Origin of the sequence: Nocardioides sp. AX2bis, assembly GCF_902506435.1 — a bacterium.
Classification (GTDB): domain Bacteria; phylum Actinomycetota; class Actinomycetes; order Propionibacteriales; family Nocardioidaceae; genus Nocardioides.
In genome coordinates this window covers 1,339,078-1,360,917 of the sequence record NZ_LR733215.1, presented here as the reverse complement: position 1 = coordinate 1,360,917, position 21,840 = coordinate 1,339,078, and the positions used below count along the sequence as shown (strand labels likewise).

General features: G+C 72.9%; 23 protein-coding genes. 7 read left to right on the top strand and 16 right to left on the bottom strand.

All coding sequences use genetic code 11. The annotated features are described in order from the left end of the window. Nucleotides 1-57 precede the first annotated feature (57 nt). Nucleotides 58-1,038, bottom strand: a complete 981-nt coding sequence (locus tag GV155_RS06515; RefSeq protein WP_160006331.1) for an EamA family transporter — start codon at nt 1,036-1,038, stop codon at nt 58-60. A 39-nt stretch (nt 1,039-1,077) separates the two neighbouring features. On the opposite strand from GV155_RS06515, the gene GV155_RS06510 reads away from it, so the two are divergent. Beyond that, nucleotides 1,078-1,626, top strand: a complete 549-nt coding sequence (locus GV155_RS06510) for a CGNR zinc finger domain-containing protein (protein ID WP_160006329.1) — start codon at nt 1,078-1,080, stop codon at nt 1,624-1,626. A 6-nt stretch (nt 1,627-1,632) separates the two neighbouring features. Here GV155_RS06510 and GV155_RS06505 read toward each other — a convergent pair whose 3' ends face one another. The 3 genes from GV155_RS06505 to GV155_RS06495 are packed head-to-tail and all read right to left on the bottom strand — an operon-like array spanning nt 1,633 to nt 4,188. Continuing rightward, nucleotides 1,633-2,391, bottom strand: a complete 759-nt coding sequence (locus GV155_RS06505) for an endo alpha-1,4 polygalactosaminidase (protein WP_160006327.1) — start codon at nt 2,389-2,391, stop codon at nt 1,633-1,635. A gap of 9 nt (nt 2,392-2,400) precedes the next feature. Beyond that, nucleotides 2,401-3,177: a hypothetical protein gene (locus GV155_RS06500; protein WP_201300085.1), complete on the bottom strand. Its 777-nt coding sequence runs from the start codon at nt 3,175-3,177 to the stop codon at nt 2,401-2,403. 48 nt (nt 3,178-3,225) lie between these two features. Then, nucleotides 3,226-4,188, bottom strand: a complete 963-nt coding sequence (locus tag GV155_RS06495) for a helix-turn-helix transcriptional regulator (protein ID WP_160006325.1) — start codon at nt 4,186-4,188, stop codon at nt 3,226-3,228. Between the two features lie 61 nt (nt 4,189-4,249). Between GV155_RS06495 and GV155_RS06490 the strand changes: the two genes are divergently transcribed. Genes GV155_RS06490 through GV155_RS06480 form a run of 3 tightly spaced genes read left to right on the top strand, consistent with a single transcriptional unit; the run spans nt 4,250 to nt 7,472 of the window. Further along, the gene (locus GV155_RS06490) at nt 4,250-4,843 is read left to right on the top strand and encodes a DinB family protein (protein ID WP_160006323.1); all 594 of its coding nucleotides are present in this window, start codon (nt 4,250-4,252) and stop codon (nt 4,841-4,843) included. Continuing rightward, the gene (locus tag GV155_RS06485) at nt 4,843-5,508 is read left to right on the top strand and encodes a mycothiol transferase (RefSeq protein WP_160006321.1); all 666 of its coding nucleotides are present in this window, start codon (nt 4,843-4,845) and stop codon (nt 5,506-5,508) included. Before GV155_RS06490 ends, GV155_RS06485 begins: the two co-directional genes overlap by 1 nt. Before the next feature lie 44 nt (nt 5,509-5,552). Next, nucleotides 5,553-7,472: a sulfatase family protein gene (locus GV155_RS06480; protein ID WP_160006319.1), complete on the top strand. Its 1,920-nt coding sequence runs from the start codon at nt 5,553-5,555 to the stop codon at nt 7,470-7,472. A 27-nt stretch (nt 7,473-7,499) separates the two neighbouring features. Here GV155_RS06480 and GV155_RS06475 read toward each other — a convergent pair whose 3' ends face one another. Further along, complete coding sequence (locus GV155_RS06475; RefSeq protein WP_236554090.1) at nt 7,500-9,338, bottom strand: 3-hydroxyacyl-CoA dehydrogenase family protein; 1,839 nt, start codon at nt 9,336-9,338, stop codon at nt 7,500-7,502. A 57-nt stretch (nt 9,339-9,395) separates the two neighbouring features. Next, the gene (locus GV155_RS06470) at nt 9,396-10,991 is read right to left on the bottom strand and encodes an alanine/glycine:cation symporter family protein (protein WP_160006315.1); all 1,596 of its coding nucleotides are present in this window, start codon (nt 10,989-10,991) and stop codon (nt 9,396-9,398) included. A gap of 94 nt (nt 10,992-11,085) precedes the next feature. Between GV155_RS06470 and nucS the strand changes: the two genes are divergently transcribed. Together nucS and GV155_RS20420 are read left to right on the top strand one after the other, a co-directional pair. Then, complete coding sequence (gene nucS / locus GV155_RS06465; RefSeq protein ID WP_160006313.1) at nt 11,086-11,763, top strand: endonuclease NucS; 678 nt, start codon at nt 11,086-11,088, stop codon at nt 11,761-11,763. Between the two features lie 9 nt (nt 11,764-11,772). Next, on the top strand, nt 11,773-12,372 hold the full coding sequence (locus GV155_RS20420) for a DUF952 domain-containing protein (protein ID WP_201300084.1): 600 nt from the start codon (nt 11,773-11,775) through the stop codon (nt 12,370-12,372). Between the two features lie 9 nt (nt 12,373-12,381). Here GV155_RS20420 and GV155_RS06455 read toward each other — a convergent pair whose 3' ends face one another. The 5 genes from GV155_RS06455 to GV155_RS20950 all read right to left on the bottom strand — a co-directional run bounded on the left by GV155_RS06455 (nt 12,382) and on the right by GV155_RS20950 (nt 16,514). Next, nucleotides 12,382-13,314, bottom strand: a complete 933-nt coding sequence (locus tag GV155_RS06455; protein WP_236554088.1) for an FAD-dependent oxidoreductase — start codon at nt 13,312-13,314, stop codon at nt 12,382-12,384. A gap of 10 nt (nt 13,315-13,324) precedes the next feature. Continuing rightward, nucleotides 13,325-13,603: a hypothetical protein gene (locus GV155_RS06450; protein ID WP_160006311.1), complete on the bottom strand. Its 279-nt coding sequence runs from the start codon at nt 13,601-13,603 to the stop codon at nt 13,325-13,327. A gap of 70 nt (nt 13,604-13,673) precedes the next feature. Then, on the bottom strand, nt 13,674-15,728 hold the full coding sequence (locus GV155_RS06445) for a protein meaA (RefSeq protein ID WP_160006309.1): 2,055 nt from the start codon (nt 15,726-15,728) through the stop codon (nt 13,674-13,676). A gap of 33 nt (nt 15,729-15,761) precedes the next feature. Further along, nucleotides 15,762-16,361, bottom strand: coding sequence for a hypothetical protein (locus GV155_RS06440; RefSeq protein WP_160006307.1), 600 nt, complete (start codon nt 16,359-16,361; stop codon nt 15,762-15,764). A 24-nt stretch (nt 16,362-16,385) separates the two neighbouring features. Beyond that, on the bottom strand, nt 16,386-16,514 hold the full coding sequence (locus tag GV155_RS20950; RefSeq protein WP_268892580.1) for a hypothetical protein: 129 nt from the start codon (nt 16,512-16,514) through the stop codon (nt 16,386-16,388). A 178-nt stretch (nt 16,515-16,692) separates the two neighbouring features. On the opposite strand from GV155_RS20950, the gene GV155_RS06435 reads away from it, so the two are divergent. Next, entirely contained in the window at nt 16,693-17,268 is a 576-nt protein-coding gene (locus GV155_RS06435; protein ID WP_160006305.1) for a cob(I)yrinic acid a,c-diamide adenosyltransferase, read from the top strand. On the opposite strand, the gene GV155_RS06430 is transcribed toward GV155_RS06435, so the two are convergent. The 5 genes from GV155_RS06430 to GV155_RS06410 all read right to left on the bottom strand — a co-directional run bounded on the left by GV155_RS06430 (nt 17,269) and on the right by GV155_RS06410 (nt 21,839). After that, nucleotides 17,269-18,456 carry an MFS transporter gene (locus GV155_RS06430; protein ID WP_236554086.1) on the bottom strand — a complete coding sequence of 396 codons (1,188 nt, stop codon included), beginning with the start codon at nt 18,454-18,456 and terminating at the stop codon, nt 17,269-17,271. After that, on the bottom strand, nt 18,453-18,935 hold the full coding sequence (locus GV155_RS06425) for a DUF2550 domain-containing protein (RefSeq protein ID WP_236554081.1): 483 nt from the start codon (nt 18,933-18,935) through the stop codon (nt 18,453-18,455). The genes GV155_RS06430 and GV155_RS06425 overlap by 4 nt, the downstream gene beginning before the upstream one ends. Before the next feature lie 140 nt (nt 18,936-19,075). Beyond that, the gene (locus GV155_RS06420) at nt 19,076-19,465 is read right to left on the bottom strand and encodes a F0F1 ATP synthase subunit epsilon (RefSeq protein WP_160006303.1); all 390 of its coding nucleotides are present in this window, start codon (nt 19,463-19,465) and stop codon (nt 19,076-19,078) included. Next, on the bottom strand, nt 19,465-20,922 hold the full coding sequence (gene atpD / locus GV155_RS06415) for a F0F1 ATP synthase subunit beta (protein ID WP_160006301.1): 1,458 nt from the start codon (nt 20,920-20,922) through the stop codon (nt 19,465-19,467). The genes GV155_RS06420 and atpD overlap by 1 nt, the downstream gene beginning before the upstream one ends. Nucleotides 20,923-20,924: 2 nt before the next feature. After that, complete coding sequence (locus tag GV155_RS06410; protein WP_160006299.1) at nt 20,925-21,839, bottom strand: F0F1 ATP synthase subunit gamma; 915 nt, start codon at nt 21,837-21,839, stop codon at nt 20,925-20,927. Nucleotide 21,840 lies beyond the last annotated feature (1 nt).

The following is a 21,840-nucleotide window of genomic DNA, read 5'->3' as shown; positions in this document are numbered from 1 at the left end:
ACGCTCGCGGACAGCCGAGATGACGCTTGCGGACACTCGAGGTGACGGTTGCGGCGCCTAGGCGGGCGTGGGCTCCGGCCGGTCGACGACCGCAGCGACGTCCTGCTCGCCGAGCTTGACCACGACCACCCCGAGCAGGACCAGGACGCCGCCGGCGAGCTGGAGCGGCCCGGGCAGCTCGTCGAGCAGCAGCCAGGCGAAGACGACGGCGGCCAGCACCTCGGTCAGCCCGACGAACGAGGCCAGGCGCGAGCCGAGCCGGCGGCTGGCCTCGATGCCGGTGACGTAGGCGACCGCGGCGCTGAAGACGCCGAGCACCAGCAGCGGCACCCACCAGTCCACCGCGCGGCCGTCGTAGACCGCGTCGGTGGTGGTCCCGGTCATCGGCAACAGGCCGACCAGTCCGAGCGCCCCGAGCAGCACGCCTCCGACGACGAGGCCGCCGGCGGCCAGGCTCATCGGGGGCAGCCCGTTGTCGTGCGAGCCGGAGATCACGAAGTACGCCGCGAGGCCCACCATGGCGCCCAGCGCCCAGAGCACGCCGACCAGGCTCACGTCGGCGCCGGAGACCACGTCGAGGACGAGGACCAGCCCGACGCCCGCGACGGCGGCGCCGGCGAACGTCAGCCGTGAGGGGCGCTGACCGTGGCGCAGCCACATCCACATCACGACGGCGGCCGGGCCGGTGTACTCGATCATCAGCGCCGGCCCGACCTGCATGTACTGGATGGCCGAGAAGTAGCAGAACTGCGCGCCCGCGACGCCGAGCACGCCGTACGCCACGACCGTGCCGGCACTGCGTCGCAGCAGGTGCCACCGGCCGTGCAGCGCCCGGACCCCGATCGGCAGCACGATCGCCGCACCGAGCCCGACCCGCACCAGGGTCACCGCACCGGAGCTCCAGCCGGCGTCGAGGAGCCCGCGACCCACGGCCCCGGAGAGGCCGAAGCTCAGGGCCGAGACCAGGGCGATCACCAGTCCGCCGGACATCCGGGAGCCGCGCACCCCCTGCGGCGCGTCATGAGTCATCGTCGTCATGGGACATGACGCTACGACCGGATGCGGTAACCTGTCAACATGACCTTCGCCCATGACACCGAGGTCGCGCTCCAGGCCGCCGTGCTGCTGGCCAACACCGGTCTCGAGCCCGACACCCTCGAGAGCGTCGCCGACCTGACGGCGCTCTTCGACGACCTCGGCTACAGCGGCAGGCACGACGCCGACGAGGCCGAGCTCGCCGAGGTCCGGGCGCTGCGGCCCCGACTGCGTCAGCTGCTCGTCGCCGAGCGGGACGAGGCCGTCGACCTCGTCAACGCGATGCTGGCCGAGACCCGGGCGCTGCCCCAGCTCGTGCGCCACGAGGGCTACGACTGGCACCTGCACTGCGTCGACTCCGACACCCACCTGGTCACCCGCATCCTGGCGGAGACCGCGATGGCGATGGTCGACGTCATCCGTGCCGAGGAGATGAGCCGTCTCGGCGTCTGCGCCGACGGCACCTGCCAGGGGGTCGTCCTCGACCTGTCGCGCAACCGCTCGCGCCGCTTCTGCTCGACGGCCTGCGGCAACCGCAACGCGGTCGCGGCCTACCGGGCCCGCCGCTCCGCCGACGACACCGCCGACTGAGCGGGCTCAGCAGAACCGGCGTACGCCCCGCGGCGTGACGTCGCGGTCGCGCAGCACCACCGGCACCTGCGCGCCGATGTCGCGGCAGGTGCGGCGGAAGTCCTTCGCGCGGTACTCGATCGCCAGCACCGCGTCGTCGAAGTCGGCGGTGTAGGCCCCGCACTCGTCGTAGCGCCCGCACTCCTCGGCCACCACGAGGTCGAAGCCGATCGTCGTGCCGTCGAAACCGGCGAGGTTCTTCTGCGCCACCGCCAGGCCCGCGTCGTGGCCGCGCTCGACGAGCAGCCGGGCGTACGCCAGCGCGTCGCCCCGGTCCAGCAGACCGTGGCTGCGGGAGAACGAGTCGAGGTTGTCCAGCTCGACGGCGTCGAAGCCGCGGGCCCCGCACCGCGCGACCCAGTCCCCCACGATCGCGGCCAGCCGATGCCGCTTGGCCGGCGTGCGCAGATCGAGGAGCCACTCGCCCCAGGCGCCGTCCACGACCGGGTCGCCGTCGTCCTTCAGCACCAGGTTCCAGTGCTGGCGCCAGAAGCGCTTGGCGTCGGGCTGGGTCTGGAAGGCGTTGACGTAGCAGACGTCGTAGCGGCCGGTCGGCTTCGCGGTGCGGTCGCGCACGACGGTCCCGACGCGTTCGGGGACAGCCCGCTGGCCGCCGAGCTGGTAGTCGACGTCGGCAGCGGGGTCGGGCAGCAGCACGTCCGCGGCACCCGCAGGACCGGTCAGCCCGAGGACGAGGGCCACCGCGACCAGGAGCCTGGTCAGCACACCCTGCGCCTAGAAGCCGAAGTCACCGAAGTCGAACCCGCCGCCGTCGCCGCCTCCACCGTCGCCGCCGCCGAAGTCTCCCCCGCCGTCGCCGCCACCGTCGCCGTAGTCACCGCCGCCGTCGAACCCGCCGAAGGCGCCGCCGAACATCATCCCGACGAACATCATGTTCATCGCGTTCATCCCGAAGTACCCGGCGGCGTACGGCTGGAACGCCCCGCCGGCCTCGTAGTACGGACGGCGCTCGGTGCCCACGAGCACCTTGCGGGAGTCGGGCTCGGCACCGGCCTCGACGCGCTCGGCGTCGAGGGCGCAGGCCGGGACGTCGCGCGGCGCGCCGCCGGAGGGCGCCCACAGCACGTCGCGGTCCGAGGGCCCGTGGCGCGGGTCGAAGAAGCAGGGCTGGCGCCGCGTCGGCAGCGCCCGGCCCTCGACGCGGGCCCGCACGCACGCCATCGCGTAGCGCCCGTCCTCGAGGATCTCGGTGACGTGCTTGACCTGGTCGGGCTCGGTGATCCGCTCGGCCGCGCTCTTGGCGGCCTCGTAGGCGTCGAGCGCCCGCTGGTAGTCGGCGTTGGCGCCGGGATCGAGGTCGTGGCCGGTCATGTCGAGGTCGAGGTCCTGCAGCTCGGTGCCGAGCGCGGTCACGTCCTCGTCGACGAGCTTGCGGACCGGCTCGAGCTCGGTCTGCTTGCGCTCGAGCTCCCGGGCCTTGGCCTTGTTGGACGAGCGCACCACGAGGGCGACAGCACCGGCGAGCAGCAGCAGGATCAGCACGAGCTCCATCACCCCATCGTACGGACCGGCGCCAGCGCGACCACGGGACCGACCGCCTCACCGCCCGCCCGCGCGCAGCATCCGCTCCCCCAGCCGCCCGACCGCCTCGACCAGCTCCGGCGGACCGAGCACCTCCAGGTCGAGCCCAAGCAGCGCGAGGTGCTGCGCGAGGCCGTCCGCGTCGTCCGCACCGGCGTGCAGCACGCAGGTGCGCTCGTCGACCTCCTCGACCCGCACCGAGGCCGCCGTCGTACGGGCCCGGACCACCGCCGCCGGCGCCGCCACCCGGACCCGGCCCTGGACCCGGTAGGCCGACACCGTGATCGCGTGCTGGACGTGCTCGGCGGGGTCCGGGTGCTCGCGCGGGCGGAACCGCCAGGTGGTCGCCTCGGGATCGCGCATCCGGTCCAGCCGCAGCGTGCGCCAGTCCTCGCGGTCCAGGTCCCACGCCATCAGGTACCACCGCCGCCCGGTCGCCACGAGCCCGTACGGCTCGAGGCGGCGGTGGGTGACCGCGCCGGTCCGGTCGGTGTAGCCGACCCGGACCCGGACCTCGTCGCGGGTGGCCCGGGCCAGGACGAGCAGCAGGTCGGCCTCGACCTCCTCGACGTCGCCGTCCAGCGTGGAGATCGCCGACTGCAGCGCCCGCACCTCCTCCCGCAGCCGTGCCGGCAGGACCTGGTCCAGCTTGGCCAGCGCCCGCAGCGCGGCCTCTCCCCCGCCGGCCACCGTCCCCCGCGCGCCGAGCCGCAGCGCGACGGCGGTGGCGACCGCCTCGGCGTCGTCGAGCAGCAGCGGGGGCAGCGCCCGCCCGGCACCCAGCTGGTAGCCGCCGCCGAGGCCGGGGGCGGCGTTGACCGGGTAGCCCAGCGCGCGCAGCCGGTCGACGTCGCGGCGGACGCTGCGGGTGGTCACCCCGAGCCGCTCGGCCAGGTCGGGCCCGGTCCACACCGCGCGCTGCTGCAGCAGGCCGAGCAGGTGCAGCACGCGCTCCGTCGTCCGGTGCCCCTCGTCGGCCATGGCCTCATCCTGCCCGACCATGCGGACCGTTCCTGTCCGCATCTGCCGGGAGGGTGGGGTCATGACCACCACCACGCACACCCCGCCCCGACCGGACCTGACCTCCCGCCTCCTGCTGGACCAGCTCACGACCCACTGGGAGCGGCAGCTGCGCCCCCGCCTGGAGGGCCTGACCGACGACGAGTACTTCTGGGAGCCGGCGCCCGGCGCCTGGAGCATCCGGCCGCGCGGGACGTCCCTCGCCCCGGTCCAGGGCGGGGTCGGCGCCTTCACCGTCGACTTCGCCTTCCCCGAGCCGGACCCCGCCCCCGTCACCACCATCGCCTGGCGCCTGGCCCACGTCGTCGTGGGCGTGCTCGCGGTCCGCAACGCCGCCCACGCCGGCGGCCCGCCGGCCTCCTACGAGACCTGGGAGTACGCCGGCACGGCGTCGGCGGCGCTCGCCCAGCTCGACGCCGAGATGGGCCGCTGGACCGCCCACGTCTCCTCCCTCGACACCGACCGGCTGATGGCGCCCTGCGGCCCGAGCGAGGGCCCGTGGGCCGACGAGCCGTTCGCCGCCCTCGTCCTGCACCTCACCCGCGAGGTCGTCCACCACGGCGCCGAGGTCTGTCTCCTGCGTGACCTCCACGCCGCCGGGGCGGGGGCCCGCTGATGGCCACCCAGGCACCCCCGGTCCGCGACGAGCGCGACGGCCTGCGGGCCTACCTGCTCCAGCAGCAGGACGCCTTCCGGGTCGTGGTGACCGGTCTCGACGCGGCCGCGATGGGCGTGGCCGCCGCCGGACGCAGCAGCCTGACGCTGGGAGCCCTCCTCAAGCACGTCACCGCGACCCAGCAGAGCTGGCTCGCCCAGGCGCTGGCCGCCGCCGGCACGCGGCACGACGACCGCACACCCGAGCAGCGGCAGGCCGAGCACACCTCGTCCTGGTCCTGGACCGCCGAGGACACGGTGGCGGCGGCGCTCGCGGACTTCGACGCCGTCTGCGCGGCCGTCCTCGACGCGGTGACCACCCTGAACCTCGAGACCGCGGTCCCCCCGGCGCCGGCCCCCTGGAACCCCACCGACGTGGTCTGGTCGGTGCGCTGGGTGTGGCTGCACCTGCTCGAGGAGCTGGCCCGGCACGCCGGCCACGCCGACCTGGTGCGCGAGAACCTCGACGGCGCGACCATGTACGAGCTCCTCGCCGCCCACGAGGGCTGGCCCGCGACCGACTGGTTGACGCCGTGGGCGCCGCAGCGGGCGCAGGCGCCGTACGGCTGGGGGCGCCGACCCTCGCCCGGAGCGGCGGACCGAGGAAGCGGCGACCTCGGCGTCTAGGCTCGCCCTTTCCCGCCTCCTCCCCCCGAACGGGTCCCCTGACGATGCCCCTCATCAGCTCCTGGAACCGCACGGCCCGCCCCCGCCGGACCGGGTCCGCCCTCGCCCTGCTCGCCGGTGTCGCGCTGGCCGTGCCGCTGGTGCTCGCCGCCGGCACCCCGCCGACCACGGCGCTGCCCGCGCCGCGGGTGCCGGCGACCGCGTCGGCGACCGCACCGACCGACGGTGCCGCGACGCCCGCCCTGCGCGGCAGGAAGCCCAACGTCGTGATGATCATGTCCGACGACATGCGCGCCGACGACCTGGCCTTCGCGCCGAGGATCAGCCGGCTGGTCGGGCAGCGGGGACTCACCTTCGCCAACTCCTTCAGCCCCTACCCGCTCTGCTGCCCCGCGCGTGCCTCCTTCCTCACCGGGCAGTACACCCACAACCACGGGGTCTACAAGGTCACCGACCCCTTCGGCTACCAGTCGTTCGACGACTCGCGCACGCTGGCGACGTCGCTGCGCGACGCGGGGTACGAGACGGGGTTCGTCGGCAAGTACCTCAACGGCTACGGCAAGGACCGTTCACTGGTCTCCGGGGAGCTCTCCTACGACTACGTGCCCCAGGGCTGGACGGACTGGCGCGCGGCCATCGAGAACCCCGGCCGGGCCCAGTACGAGGGCCCCAGGCTGCGCGGCGGGACCTACCACTACTTCCGCACGCCCTTCAACCTCAACGGCCGGGTCGACACCTCCACCGACGGGGAGTACCAGACCGACACCGTCGGCGACATGTCGGTCGACATGGCTCGCGGGTTCCACCGCCGGGACCGGCCGTTCTTCATGAACGTCAACTACGTCGCCCCCCACCACGGGCGGCCCTCCGAGCCCGACGACCCGTCCGCGGTCACCGACCAGGACGGCGTCTACGACGGCTTCTCCACGCCCGCGCGTCCGGACTGGGTCCGGGGCATGTTCGACGCGGAGATCACCCACGCCTCGGGGATGCCGGCCGACGGAGGACCGGCGGAGGCCGACGTGAGCGACAAGCCCCCGTTCTTCAGTCGCCTGCCCGAGCTCACGACCGCCGAGCGCGAGGCGCTGACGATCGTGACCCGTCAGCGCGCGGAGTCGATCTACGTCATGGACCAGCAGGTCGGGCGACTGATCAACACCCTCAAACGGACCGGGGAGTGGAGCAACACGGTCTTCATGTTCTCCTCCGACAACGGCTACTTCCTCGGCGAGCACCGCCAGCGCACGGGCAAGAGCAAGTCCCACGAGCCCTCCCTGCGCGTGCCCTTCCTGGTCACCGGGCCCGGCCTGCGCACGGGCGAGACGCGCTACGACCCGGTCACCACGGTCGACGCGACCGCGACCATCCTCGATGCGGCCGGCGCCCGTCCGCCCGTCCGCCCCGACGGACGCTCGTTGCTGCCCACGATGACCGACGGTGACCGTGGGTGGGACGTCCCGGTGGTGACGGAGTCCGCCGCCACGCTGGCCGTGGTCCAGCCCGAGCTCCCCGAGAATCCCGACGGCGACCCCCGTACGGCCGAGGTCCCCACCGAGCGGGACCCCGACGACCTCCCCACCGTCCGCGCGGCGGCACGACCAGGACCGCAGCAGCGCGACGCGGCCGCGGACCGCTTCGACTCCCGGAAGCCGCTGACCTCGGTCGGGCTCCGGACCGCTCGGTTCTCGTTCACGCTGTACCGCGACGGTGAGGGCGAGCTGTACGACCTGCTGCGCGACCCCGCCCAGCTGGAGAACGTCTTCGACGACCCGGGGTACGCCGAGGAGCAGGCCGCGCTCGCGCGCGACTGGGACCGGTTCGCGTCGTGCTCGGGTGGTCGCTGCCGCGACCGGCTCGATCCCGCCCTGCGGGCGGACGCGGAGCAGACGCGCGCGCTCGGCGAGGCGTACTGGTCGGCCATCGGGGCGATCTACGGACGCACCGGGCTGCTGCCCGCCGGCTGAGCCGGCGGGCTCGAGGACCGCAGGGGGTCAGCGGCGCGAGTAGTCGCGGAACCCGCGCTGCGTCTTGCGACCCAGGTAACCGGCGGTGACCAGCTGCTCCAGCAGCGGCGCCGGGGCGAACCCGGGCTCGCGGAACTCCAGGTAGAGCTCGCGCTGGATCGCCAGCGACACGTCGTTGCCGACCACGTCGAGCAGCTCGAAGGGCCCCATCGGCAGCGCGCAGCCCTGCTTCATGGCGGTGTCGATGTCGTCGGCCGAGGCGTAGTGCGCCTCGAGCATCCGGACCGCGTCGTTGAGGTAGGGGAACAGCAGCGCGTTGACGATGAACCCGGCGCGGTCGCCGCAGGAGACCGCCACCTTGCCGAGCTTGCCGACCAGCGCCTGCGTGGTCTCGGTGACGTCGGGCGAGGTGGCCACGGTCGAGACGACCTCGACCAGCTTCATCACCGCGGCCGGGTTGAAGAAGTGCATGCCGACGACGTCCTGCGGGCGCTTGGTGGCCTGGGCGCAGGCGATGATCGGCAGCGAGGAGGTCGTCGTGGCCAGGATCGCGCCCGGCTTGCAGATCTCGTCGAGGTTCTCGAAGAGCGTGGTCTTGATGCCGAGGTCCTCGGCGATCGCCTCGACGACCAGGTCGACCTGGCCGAGGTCGTCGAGCGAGGTCGTGCCGGTCAGCCGACCGAGCACCTCCTCCTTCACCGACTCCTCGATCTTCCCGCGCTGGACCGCCTTGTCCAGCGAGCGCGCGACCCCGGCGCGGACCCCGTCGACCTTCGCGGAGGACCGGCCGACGTAGACGACGTCGTACCCGCCCTTGGCGAAGACCTCGACGATGCCGGTGGCCATCGTGCCGGTGCCGACCACGCCGACCGTGCGCACGTGGTGGCGCAGCTCGGGCTGGTCGTCGCTGTCCGGGGTCATGTCGTCACGGACCGTCTTGGGGCTGTCGGCGGCCTCGTAGGTGTAGAAGCCACGCCCGCTCTTGCGGCCGAGCATGCCCGCGGTGACCATCTGCTTGAGGATCGGCGTGGGGGCGTGGAGCCGGTCGCGTCCCTGGCGGTACATCGTCTCGAGGATCTCGTACGTCGTGTCGAGACCGATCAGGTCGACCAGCGCCAGCGGGCCCATCGGGTAGCCGCAGCCGAAGCGCATGGCGGCGTCGATGTCCTCCCGCGTGGCGTAGCGCTGCTCGAACATGGACACGGCGTGGTTGAGGTAGCCGAAGAGCAGGGTGTTGGCGATGAACCCGGCCTTGTCGCCGCAGACGACCGGGTTCTTGCCCAGGGAGCGCACCAGGCCCGTCACGTCCTCCAGCACGGCGGGCTCGGTGACCACGGTGCGGACGACCTCGACCAGGCCCTGCACCGGCGCGGGGTTGAAGAAGTGGATGCCGATGACCCGGCCCGGGTGGGCGTTGGCGGTCGAGATCTCGGTGACCGACAGCGAGGAGGTGTTGGTGGCCAGCACCGCACCCGGGGCGACGACCTGCTCCAGCGCCCGGAAGATGCCCTTCTTGACCTCCAGCGACTCCACCACGGCCTCCACCACGAGGTCGGCCCCGGCCAGGTCGGCGATGTCGGTGGCGTAGCGCACCCGGCCCAGCAGCTCGGCCTGCTCGTCCTCGCCGAGCTTGCCGCGTCTGACCGCGCGCCCGGTCGAGTTCTCGAGGTGCTGGCGGCCGCGGTCGACGCCCTCGGTGTCGACGTCGACGCCGATCACGTCGTAGCCGTGCCGGGCGAAGACCTCCACGATCCCGGCGCCCATCGTGCCCAGGCCGATCACGCCCACGGTGCGGAACGTGCGGCCGGGGACCGAGGGGTCCTGGGCCGGGTCGGAGGTGGTCGCGGTCACAGGGGCGCTGGTCATGCCCGGCATCGTGCCACGCGGGCCGGGGTCCGTCCCCGGCGTGCCAGGTGACTTACTTCACTCGTCGCCGATGATCGGCAGCGTGGAGGCGGGGTTGGTGCGCTCCGACTCCGGGACCTTCGCGATCTCACCCGACTTCAGCCCGGCGAGGAAGTCGCGCATCTCGCGACGGACCACCGGCAGCAGCAGGTAGCAGGCCAGCAGGTTGAAGATCGCGCAGACGAACAGCATCGCGTCCGCGAAGTCGACCACGGAGCCGAAGGAGATCACGGTGCCGATGACGGTGAACACGCAGAAGACGATCTTGAACCCGAGCTCCTTGGCGGGGCTCCGGCCGACCAGCGCCGTCCACGCCTTGAGCGAGTAGTAGCTCCAGGTGATCAGGGTGGAGAAGGCGAACAGGGCGACCGCGATGGCCAGCACGACCGGGAACTGCGGCAGGAAGCTCTCGAAGGCGTCGGAGGTGACCAGGACGCCGTCGGGGGTGGGGCCGCCGCCGGCCACGACCTCGCGCTGCTCGGAGTAGTAGGCGGTGTCGGCGATGACGATGGTCAGTGCGGTCATCGTGCAGATGACGACGGTGTCGATGAACGGCTCGAAGAGGGCCACGAAGCCCTCGCTGACCGGGTGCCGGGTCTTGACCGCGGAGTGCGCGATCGGCGCGGAGCCGACCCCGGCCTCGTTGGAGAACGCGGCACGCTGGAAGCCGATGATCAGCACCCCGACCGCACCACCGGCCACGCCCGCGGGGTTGAAGGCGCCCGTGATGATCGCGCCGAAGGCGTCCCCGACGTGGGTGATGTTGCCGATGATCACCAGCAGGCAGGCACCGACGTAGATGAAGGCCATCATCGGCACCAGGCCGGAGGTGACCTTGCCGATCGACTGCACGCCGCCCAGGATCACCGCACCGACCAGCAGCGCCATCACGACGCCGAAGATCAGGGCGGACCCGGCCGAGCCGAGGAACCCCTCCTCGCCGCCGGTGACCTCCTGGGCCTGGGCGAAGGTCTGGTTGGCCTGGAACATGTTGCCGCCGATGGCCCCGAAGAGCAGCAGCGCGACCGCGAAGATCGTCGTGAAGCCCTTCGACACCACCGACCCGAACCGCTCGAACGCCACGGGCAGGTAGCGGAACGGCCCGCCGGAGACGGTGCCGTCCTCGTGGACCTCGCGGTACTTCACGCCCAGCGTGCACTCGACGAACTTGGTGCACATGCCGAGCAGGCCGGCCAGGATCATCCAGAACGTCGCCCCGGGCCCGCCGAGGGTCACGGCGGCACCGACGCCGGCGATGTTGCCCAGCCCCACGGTGCCGGACACCGCGGAGGACAGCGCCTGGAAGTGCGTGATCTCGCCGGGGTCGCTGTGGCGGGAGTACTTGCCGCGCACCAGGTCCAGCGCCACCCCGAGCTTGCGGAACTGCACGCCCCGGAAGTAGACGGTGAAGACGGCGGCCGCGACGACCAGCCAGCCCACGATCAGGGGGAAGTCGGCCCCGCCGAGGGGGACGGTGTAGAACACCACCCCGCTCACGGCGCTCGCGACCGGGTCGAAGGCACCGCTCACCGCATCCTCGACCCGCGCGAGGAACCCCTCGGCGCCCGACTCGACCATGGGCGTCAGCACGGGTGGCGTCAGGGGTGGCGTCATGCCGCCACACCATGCCCGCGGGCCACAGGGGCCGCAAGGGTTTCGACGACACCGATCGGACCGGTGACCGGATCGTGACGTAGATTCACCGACCGTGAGACTCGTCGTCGCGACCTGCCAGGTGGACTACGCCGGACGCCTGACCGCGCACCTGCCCCCGGCCACGCGCGTGCTGATGATCAAGGCCGACGGCTCGGTGCTGGTCCACGCCGACGGCGGGTCGTACAAGCCGCTGAACTGGATGTCGCCCCCCTGCACGCTGCGCGAGCAGACCACCGACGACGGCACCCTGGAGTGGGTGGTCAGCAGCCCCAAGACCGACGACACGCTGCGGATCCTGCTCACCGAGGTCATCCACGACTCCAGCCACGACCTCGGTGTCGACCCCGGTCTGGTCAAGGACGGCGTCGAGAAGCACCTCCAGGCGCTGCTGGCCGAGCACCCGGCCACGCTCGACGAGGGCCTGTCCCTGGTACGCCGGGAGTTCCCGACCGCGATCGGGCCGGTGGACCTGATGTGCCGCGACGCCGGTGGCGCCTCGGTCGCGGTGGAGATCAAGCGCCGGGGCGACATCGACGGCGTCGAGCAGCTCACCCGCTACCTCGAGCTGCTCAACCGCGACCCGCTGCTGGCCCCCGTGCGCGGCATCTTCGCCGCGCAGGAGATCAAGCCGCAGGCGCGCGTGCTGGCCACCGACCGCGGCATCGCCTGCCGCGTCGTGGACTACGACGCGCTGCGCGGGCTCGACGACCCGACCACCCGGCTGTTCTGAGGGCCGCGGGTGCGGATCTTCCACGTCGCGACGGCCGCCGACTGGGCCGCGGCGCAGGACTCCGGCCGCTACACGACCTCCACCCGCGGGCGCACCCTCGCCCAGGAGGGCTTCGTCCACGCCGCCCGGGGCGACCAGTGGCAGGACGTGCGCCGCCGCTACTACTCCGACGTGACCGAGCCGCTGGTCCTGCTCGTCATCGACACCGACCTGCTCGACGCCCCCGTCGTCGAGGAGCCTGCGGTGCCCGGGGCCGCGGAGACGTTCCCCCACGTGTACGGCGCGATCGCCCCCTCCGCGGTCGTCTCGGTCGTGCCGCTCGACGGCACCACGGTGGCCCCGCCGCGGGAGCCCGGGCCGGCCGCCGCACCGGGGCCGTCGTTCAGCAGCCTGTTCCTCGGCGAGGTGTTCCACCGCGTGCTGCTGGCCGGCCTGGTGCTGGCCGCCGTGGTCGTCGGCGCGGTGGTGGGCCAGGCGCTGGCGCCGGACTGGGGCCCGCTCCTCGGCACCCTCGCCGGCCTCGTGGTCGGCGTGCCGGTCGCGGTGGTGGTCGGCCGGCGCCGCGACCGACGACTCGACCGACGGCTCGCCGACCACGGGTCGCGCTGACCACGGCTCTCAGCCGGGTGGGCCGACCAGCGCCGCGACCTCCTCGGCGCACCCCCAGCTGAGGGTGACGCCGGAGCCGCCGTGGCCGTAGCAGTGCACGACCCGCGGGTCGTCGGCGTCGCGCTCGAGGCACACCGACGCGCGTACCGGGCGCAGCCCGACCTTGTGGGACAGCACCCGCGCGGAGGCCGCCTCCGGCACGAGGCGGGCGGCGCGGGCCAGGATCCCGGCGGCCACCTGCGGCGACGGCGTCCGGCTCCAGTCACCCTCGTCGGCGGTCCCGCCGACGACCACGTCGTGGGCGCGGGGCACCAGGTAGGTCGGACCGGCCCCGTCCAGCCAGGCCTCCTCCAGGCCCCACTGCGCGAGCCGGACGACCTGGCCGCGCACCGGCACCACGGAGCGGTCACCACCCAGCAGCCGCGCGCCCAGGCCCGAGGCGTCCACCACGACCTCGCCGCCCGACGGCAGCGACGAGAGCACGTGGCGCGTCAGCGTCCCGCCGAGCTCCTCGACCCGGCCGACCAGCCAGTCGAGGTAGACCGGCATCTCGACCACGGGCGCGTCGAGCTGCCACGCCGCGGCGTACCCCGACGGTGCCGCCACCCTCCGCACCGACGGGACGGTGGAGGCCCACCAGGGCTCGGCGTCGGTGTCGGCGACCACCTCGGTCGTGCGCCGGACCACCACGCCCGGGACGCCGTCGGCGGCCAGGCCCGCGAGCACGGCGTACGTCCGGCTGCCCCACGCGCCGACCCGGTCCCGGGGCTCGGCGCGGTAGGGGTACCAGATCGCGGCCGCGACCGCGGACGTCGTCTCCCGGGGGAGGTCCCGGGCCAGCACGTCGACCCGGTGGCCGGCCTCGAGCAGACGGACGGCGCAGCTCAGCCCCACCACCCCGGCCCCGACCACCACCACGCGCACGGGAGCAGTCTGGCTCACGACGGAGGGGTCAGGCGGCCTGTCCGAGGCGGGCGGCGCGCTTGGCGGCCTTCTTCGCCGACTTCGAGCCGTCCTTGCCCTTCTTCGACTTCTTGCCCGGCCGCACGATGTCGGGGGCGTCGGGGTCGACCTTGACCAGGACCCGCTTCTTCACGCCGTAGCCCTCGGGCAGCGTGCCCTCCTTGAGCATCCGGATCGGGCAGCTGCCGCAGCGCTTCTTGGACACGCAGCACTTCGACTTCGGCGGCTTCGGGGCCTTGATCGAGGCCACCGCGCTCTGCTTACCCATGCCTCCACCGTAGCAGGAAGTGAGGGCAGCCTTACCTCAACTCGGTCCAGATCACGCGAGGCGGCCGGCCTCAGACCGGGACGCCGGCCTCGAGACCGTTCGCGGCCCGGATGGCGTCGACGATGCCGCCCATGATCTCGGTCATCCCGAAGTCCTTCGGCGTGTAGACCGCGGCGACCCCGGAGCCGAGCAGCTCCCGGGCGTCGGAGTCGGGGATGATCCCGCCGACCACGACCGGGACGTCGTCGAGCCCGGCGGCGTTCAGGCCCGCGATCACGTCCGGCACCAGGGACATGTGGGAGCCGGAGAGGATCGAGAGGCCCACGCAGTGCACGTCCTCGGCCACCGCAGCGGCGACGATCTCGGCCGGGGTCAGCCGGATCCCCTGGTAGATCACCTCGAAGCCGGCGTCGCGCGCACGCACCGCGATCTGCTCCGCACCGTTCGAGTGGCCGTCGAGGCCGGGCTTGCCGACGAGCAGCCGCAGCCGCCCGCCCAGCTCGGCACCGGTCTCCCGCACCCGCTCGCGCACCTCGGCCAGGGCGGTGCCGGTGTGGGTCACGTGCACCGCGCCCCCCACGCCGGTCGGCGCCCGGAACTCCCCGAACACCTCGCGCAGGGTCCCGGCCCACTCCCCCGTCGTCGCACCGGCGCGCGCCGCGACGAGGGTGGCGTGCATCAGGTTGGTGTCGGTCTGGGCGTCCGCCGCGAGCCGGGCCAGCGCCGCGGTCACGGCGTCCTCGTCGCGGTCGGCCTTCCACCGCGACACGCTGTCCAGCGCGGCCTGCTCGGCCGCCGGGTCGGCGGCCTGGATCGCGCCGTCGAGGTCGGCGGTGAGCGGGTTGGGCTCGGTGGTGGTGAAGACGTTGACGCCGACGATCTTCTCCTCGCCGCCCTCGATGCGCGCCCGACGCGCGGCGTGCGCCGCGACGAGCGCCTGCTTCATGTAGCCGGACTCGACGGCAGCGATCGCGCCGCCCATGTCCTCGACGCGCTGCATCTCGGCCCGGGCGCCGGCCGCGAGCTCGGCGACCTTGGCCTCGACGACCTTGCTGCCCTCGAAGAGGTCCTCGTGCTCCAGCAGGTCGGACTCGAAGGCCAGCACCTGCTGCAGGCGCAGGGACCACTGCTGGTCCCACGGGCGCGGCAGGCCGAGCGCCTCGTTCCAGGCCGGCAGCTGCACCGCACGGGCCCGCGCGTCCTTGGACAGCGTCACGCCGAGCATCTCCAGGACGATCCGCTGCACGTTGTTCTCGGGCTGCGCCTCGGTCAGGCCCAGGGAGTTGACCTGGACCCCGTAGCGGAAGCGGCGCATCTTGGGGTCGGTCACGCCGTACCGCTCGCGGGTGATCTCGTCCCACAGCTGGACGAAGGCCCGCATCTTGCACATCTCCTCGACGAACCGGACGCCGGCGTTGACGAAGAAGGAGATCCGGCCCACGACCTTGCCGAAGTCCTCCTCCGAGACCTGCCCGGAGTCCCGCACCTGGTCCAGCACCGCGATCGCGGTGCACAGCGCGTACGCCAGCTCCTGCGTCGGCGTCGCCCCGGCCTCCTGCAGGTGGTAGCTGCAGATGTTGATCGGGTTCCACTTGGGGATCTCGTGGACGGTGTAGGCCACGACGTCGGCGATCAGGCGCAGCGAGTGCTCCGGGCCGAAGACGTAGGTGCCGCGGGAGAGGTACTCCTTGATGATGTCGTTCTGCGTGGTGCCCGCGAGCTGGTGCGCGACCTCGGTGGGGTCGAGGTCGGGGTTCTGCTCCTCGGCGGCGACCTGGTAGAGCGCCAGCAGCCACATCGCGGTGGCGTTGATCGTCATCGAGGTGTTCATCTGGGTGATCGGGATGTCCTCGAACAGCCGGCGCATCTCGCCCAGGTGCGGCACCGGGACGCCGACCTTGCCGACCTCGCCGCGGCTGAGCGGGGAGTCGGGGTCGTAGCCGGTCTGCGTCGGCAGGTCGAAGGCGACCGACAGCCCGGTCTGCCCCTTGGCCAGGTTCGTCCGGTAGAGCGCGTTCGACGCCGCCGCCGTGGAGTGGCCGGCGTAGGTGCGCATGACCCACGGGCGGTCCTTCTCCGGACGCGTCGGGGCGACGATCTGCAGGTCCGGCTCGGGCTGGCTCATGCTTGGCAGGGTAGGGCTCCGGTTACCGGCGAGTCACCTGCCCGACGTGTGGGCTATCACACCCGCACGGCGGGCGGCGACCGCGAGCAACGCGCTGCCCGCGCCCAGCAGCACCATCCCGAGCACGCCGAGCGGGGAGAAGATGTGCTCGGTGTGCACCAGCCAGGCCCCGGGCAGGAGCACCAGCCCGACCAGGCCGGGGGCGCCCAGGTGGCGCACCCGGTCGGCCAGCAGCACCACGACGCAGGCCAGCAGCGCCCACGACCCGACCTCGCCGAGCGGCGTGCCGATCCGGAACATCTGCGACACCGCCTCGGGACGGGGCACGTCGGGACCGAGCTGGCGCGTGACGTAGCCGGCGCCGATCCCGCTGACCACGTCGAGCGCGGTGTAGAAGGTCGCGTACACGTAGGCCGTCACCCGCACCACCCAGGCCACGACGTCGCGCCGCCCGGCGACCAGGTCGGCCAGGGCCCATCCGACCAGCGGGAAGACCAGCAGGCCCGGCAGGTGCAGCAGGTACCACCGCTGGGCCGTGTCGTAGCTCAGGCCGGTCGGGTGGAACAGGCCGGCGGCGGCCAGGAGCAGGCCCGGCAGGAGGAGGAGCAGCGGGTAGGCACGGGACTCACGCATGGGCCCACTGTGCCCGGTCCCGGGTCACCCCGCGGCGGCGCCGGGGCAGGAGCAGGCCTCCCGGACCAGCCACCACCCGTCTCGGACGATGGCCTCGTGGCGGCAGGCCAGGCCGTGCCAGTCGTGGGTGCAGTGCTCGCAGGTCCCGGACATCGGGCCTCCTCGGGGTCGCGCCGGTCGCGGCCGACGGCGGGGGCTCCAGGGCGGCACTGCCCTCGTGGACAGGTCCAGCCTGCCCGGTCGGGCAGGTGGATCCCAGGAGCACGGCCCGATCGCGACCCACCTCACACCGCACCGGGGGGTGGCCGGGGCCGTGACCTAGGCTCCGGGCATGGTCAACCTCACCCGCATCTACACCCGGACCGGCGACGCGGGCGAGACCCGGCTCGGCGACATGAGCCTGACGACGAAGAACGACCTGCGGCTGCACGCCTACGCCGACGTCGACGAGGCCAACGCCGCGATCGGCGTCGCCCTGGCGCACGGCGGGCTCGAGGACGACGTCGTCGCCCTGCTGACGCGGGTGCAGAACGACCTCTTCGACGTCGGCGCCGACCTGTGCACCCCGGTGGTGCCCGATCCGGAGTACCCGCCGCTGCGCATCGAGCAGGACTACGTCGACCGCCTCGAGCGCTGGTGCGACCACTACAACGAGCCGCTGGAGGCCCTGCGCTCGTTCGTCCTCAACGGCGGTACGGTCCCCGCCGCCCACCTCCACGTCGCTCGCACCGTGGTCCGCCGCGCCGAGCGCGCGGGCTGGGCCGCCTGGGCCGAGCACGCCGAGGCGATGAACAAGCTCTCCCTGACCTACCTGAACCGGCTCTCGGACCTGCTCTTCATCCTGGCCCGCCACGCCAACCGCCACCAGGGCGACGTCGCCTGGGTGCCGGGCGGCGAGCGCGGCTGACTACCGGGCCGCCCGGTCCGGGAGCACGACGGGCTCCGGGCGGGTCGCCAGCACGGTGAGCAGCGCCGGCCCCATCAGCGCCGCGACCACCAGCAGCGCCTGGAGGGTGCCGACCGCGTCCCCGAGCCAGCCCAGCAGCGGCGGGCCGGCCAGGAACGCGGCGTAGCCGATCGTGGAGACCACGCTGAGCCGGGCGGCCGCGTGCCGCGGGTCGTCGGCGGCCGCGCTCATCCCGACCGGGAACCCGAGCGCCGCGCCCAGGCCCCACAGCACGATGCCGACGGCCACCGCGACCACGCTGCCGGCCAGCACCACCAGCAGCACGCCCGCGCCGGCCGTCGCCGCTCCGGCCGCGAGCACCCGGGGCCGGCCCCAGCGGTCCAGCACCGGCGGGCCGAGCACCCGGCCGGCGGTCATCGCGGCCACGAACAGCGCGAACCCGGCCACCCCCACGGCGTCCGCCGCGCCGTGACCGTCGATCAGGGCCAGCGACAGCCAGTCGTTGGCGCTGCCCTCGGCGACGGCGAAGCAGAGCACCATCAGCCCGATGACGAGCGTGCGTGGTTCGGTCCAGGCACCGAGCGCGGACGGCACCCCCTCCCCCGCGGCGGCGGCCCGGGCGGGCGCGGGAGCGAACGCCGCGGTGGCCCACCACGACGCGGCCAGGGCGAGGGCGCACGCGACGCCGAGGTGCGGCAGGACCGGGAGGTCGGCCCACAGCGCGACCGCGCCGAGCAGCGCCCCGGCCACGCTGCCGATGCTGAACCCGGCGTGGAGCCGCGGCATCAGGGTCCGTCCCCGGTCCCGCTCGACCTCGGCGCCCTCGGCGTTCATCGCCACGTCCCACAGCCCGATCCCGACACCCACGGCGAGCAGGCCCGCCGCCGCGAGCGGCACGGACCCGGTCAGGTCCACCGCGACGGCGAGGACGACGAGGCCGACCACGCCGGTGAGCGCCCCCGCGCGCAGCACCGCCACCACGCCGAGCGACTGGATCAGCCGCCCGGCCGTCGGCAGAGACAGCACCGAGCCGACCGCGGCACAGAGCAGCAGGAGGCCCAGGGGCCCGTTGGCCAGGTCCAGGCCGCGCCGGACGTCCGGGACGCGGGAGAACAGCGAGGCCATGAGCAGGCCGTTGACGATGAAGACGACGACGACCGGACGTACGCCGGTCCGGCTGCCGCTCACCGCGACCAGTCGGTGCCCGGTCGCCGGGCCTCCAACCAGGACTGGAAGCCCGTGAGCGACGCGGGGCTCATCGCGAGCTCGACGACCTCCTCACGCGCCTGGCAGCAGATCACCAGGTGGTCGGGGTAGAGCGTGTGGCGCTCCGGGCCCTGCGGCTCGCGACGACCGTCGTAGACCAGCTCGCCGCGACGCCAGCTGGACCGGGGCCGGGGCGAGAGCGAGAACACCCGGAACCACTCCAGGGAGTCGTCGGTGTAGCGCCCCATCCCGAGGACCCACCCGCGGTCGGGCCGTTGCTGGTGGAGCCGGTGCGAGACCTCGAAGGTCCCTCCGCGCCGCGCGATCCAGCGGCGGCGCAGCACCAGCGCGAGGCCGTAGAGCAGGACGCCCAGCAGCACCAGCCCGGCGACGTCGATGACCCACTGCCACCAGGGCACCCGCCGGACCTCCTCGTCTCGTCGACGCAGGGCACGAGTCACCTCGCCCCTCTCGTCGAGAACCCTAGCCCGGCACGGCGGGGTGACCTGCGGCGCACCTCACCCACGGGACGCACGACGGGCGGGACCCCGAGGGGGTCCCGCCCGTCAGGCGTGGCACTGGTGGTGCGTGTGGTGCTGGGTCAGGACGCCCGCTCGACCGCACGCAGGCGGGCCTCGGCCCGACGGATGCGACGCTCGGACTCGTCGACGTTGCCGACGTCCTGCGCGGTGTCCAGCTCGGCGCGGACCTCGTCGACGTTGATCTCCTCCGACAGCACCGCCCGCTCCGACAGCACCGAGACGCGGTCACCGGCCACGGAGAGGAACCCGCCGTCGACGACGGCGACGGTCACGCTGCCCTCGTCGTCGGTGATCTCCACGACCGCGTCGGTGAGCAGCGCCAGCATCGGCGCGTGACCGCGCAGCACGCCCACGTCGCCCTCGACCGTACGGGCGATGACCATGTCGGCGCGTCCGGACCACACGGTGCGGTCCGCGGCGACCAGCTCGACCTGCAGGTGCTCGGCCATCAGAGGTTCTTCTGGATCTCGGCCCACTTCGCCTCGACGTCGTCGAGACCGCCGCACATGAAGAAGGCCTGCTCGGCCACGTGGTCGTACTCGCCGTCGGCGATCTTGTTGAACGCCTCGATGGTGTCCTTGACGGGCACCGTCGAGCCCTCGATGCCGGTGAACTGCTTGGCGACGTAGGTGTTCTGCGACAGGAACCGCTGGATGCGGCGGGCCCGCGACACGATGACCTTGTCCTCCTCGGACAGCTCGTCGACGCCGAGGATCGCGATGATGTCCTGGAGCTCCTTGTTGCGCTGCAGGATCTGCTTGATCCGGATCGCGCAGTCGTAGTGCTCCTGGCCGATGTACTGCGGGTCGAGGATCCGCGAGGTCGACGTCAGCGGGTCCACCGCGGGGTAGATGCCGAGCGAGGCGATCTCGCGCGACAGCTCGGTGGTGGCGTCGAGGTGGGCGAAGGTCGTGGCCGGCGCCGGGTCGGTGTAGTCGTCGGCGGGCACGTAGATCGCCTGCATCGAGGTGATCGAGTGACCACGCGTCGAGGTGATCCGCTCCTGGAGCACGCCCATCTCGTCGGCCAGGTTGGGCTGGTAGCCCACCGCGGACGGCATCCGGCCGAGCAGGGTGGAGACCTCGGAACCGGCCTGGGTGAAGCGGAAAATGTTGTCGATGAACAGCAGCACGTCCTGCTGCTGCACGTCGCGGAAATACTCCGCCATCGTCAGCGCGGACAGGGCCACCCGCAGGCGCGTGCCCGGCGGCTCGTCCATCTGGCCGAACACCAGGGCGGTCTGCCCGAGCACCCCGGCCTCCTCCATCTCGACCATCAGGTCGTTGCCCTCACGGGTGCGCTCGCCGACCCCGGCGAACACCGACACACCACCGTGGTTGGTCGCCACGCGGGCGATCATCTCCTGGATGAGCACGGTCTTGCCCACGCCGGCGCCGCCGAACAGGCCGATCTTGCCGCCGAGGACGTAGGGGGTGAGCAGGTCGATGACCTTGATGCCGGTCTCGAACATCTCGGTCTTGGACTCGAGCTGGTCGAAGGCGGGCGCCTTGCGGTGGATGCCCCAGCGCTCGGTCACCTCGAGCTGCTGGCCCTCCTCGAGGTTCAGGCACTCGCCGAGGGTGTTGAACACCTTGCCGAGGGTGCCGTCGCCGACGGGGACCGTGATCGGCCCGCCGGTGTCGGTCACCTGGGCACCGCGGACCAGGCCGTCGGTGGGCTGCAGCGAGACGGCGCGGACCATGCCGTCGCCGATGTGCAGGGACACCTCGAGCGACAGGGTGCGCTCGGTGCCGCCCAGCGTCAGCTTCGTCTCGAGCAGGTTGTAGATGTCGGGCATCTGGTCGACGGGGAACTCCACGTCGACCACGGGCCCGATGACGCGGGCGATCCGGCCGACCGTGCCCTCGTTCGAGGTCTCGGTGGTCTCATCGATGGTGGCGGTCATTCTCAATCACTCCCGGCTTGTGAGTCGGCGAGCGCGTTGACGCCACCGACGATCTCGCTGATTTCTTGGGTGATCCCGGCCTGGCGGGCCTGGTTCGCGATGCGCTTGTACTTCTTGATCAGCTCGTCGGCGTTGTCCGTGGCCGACTTCATCGCCTTCTGGCGGGCGGCGAGTTCGGAGGCGGCCGCCTGGAGCAGGCAGAAGAAGATCCGGCTCTGGACGTACTGCGGCAGCAGCCCGTCGAGCACGGCCTCGGCCGAGGGCTCGAACTCGTAGAGCGGCAGCACCTCGTCGTCACCGGGCGACTCCTCGCCCTCGACGACCTCGAGCGGCAGCATCCGGATGTCGGTCGGCTCCTGGGTCAGCATGGAGCGGAAGCGGGTGTAGACCACGTGGACCTCGTCCACGTCGCCCTCCTCGCCCTGCTCCTTGAGGAAGGAGTCGATCAGCGCGGTGCCGATCTCGGCCGCGACGTCGTAGGTCGGCTGGTCCGAGAACCCGGTCCACGCCTGCACCACCGGACGCTGGCGGAACTTGAAGTACGCCTCGCCCTTGCGGCCGGTGAGGTACCAGTCGACCTCCTTGCCCTCGCCGCGCAGCTTCTCGGCGAGGCGCTCGGCCTCCTTCAGCACGCTGGAGGAGTAGGCGCCGGCCAGGCCGCGGTCGCTGGTGATCACGAGCACGGCGGCCCGCTTGGGGTCCTCCTGCTCGTGGGTCAGCGGGTGGTCGACGTTGGAGAAGGTGGCGACCGCCGAGACCGCCCGGGTGAGCTCCCGGGCGTACGGGGCCGCCGCCTGGGCCCGCTGCTGGGCCTTGATGATGCGGGACGCGGCGATGAGCTCCATCGCGCGCGTGATCTTCTTCATCGACTCCGTCGACTTGATCCGCGCGCGGTACTCGCGCAGGGACACAGCCATG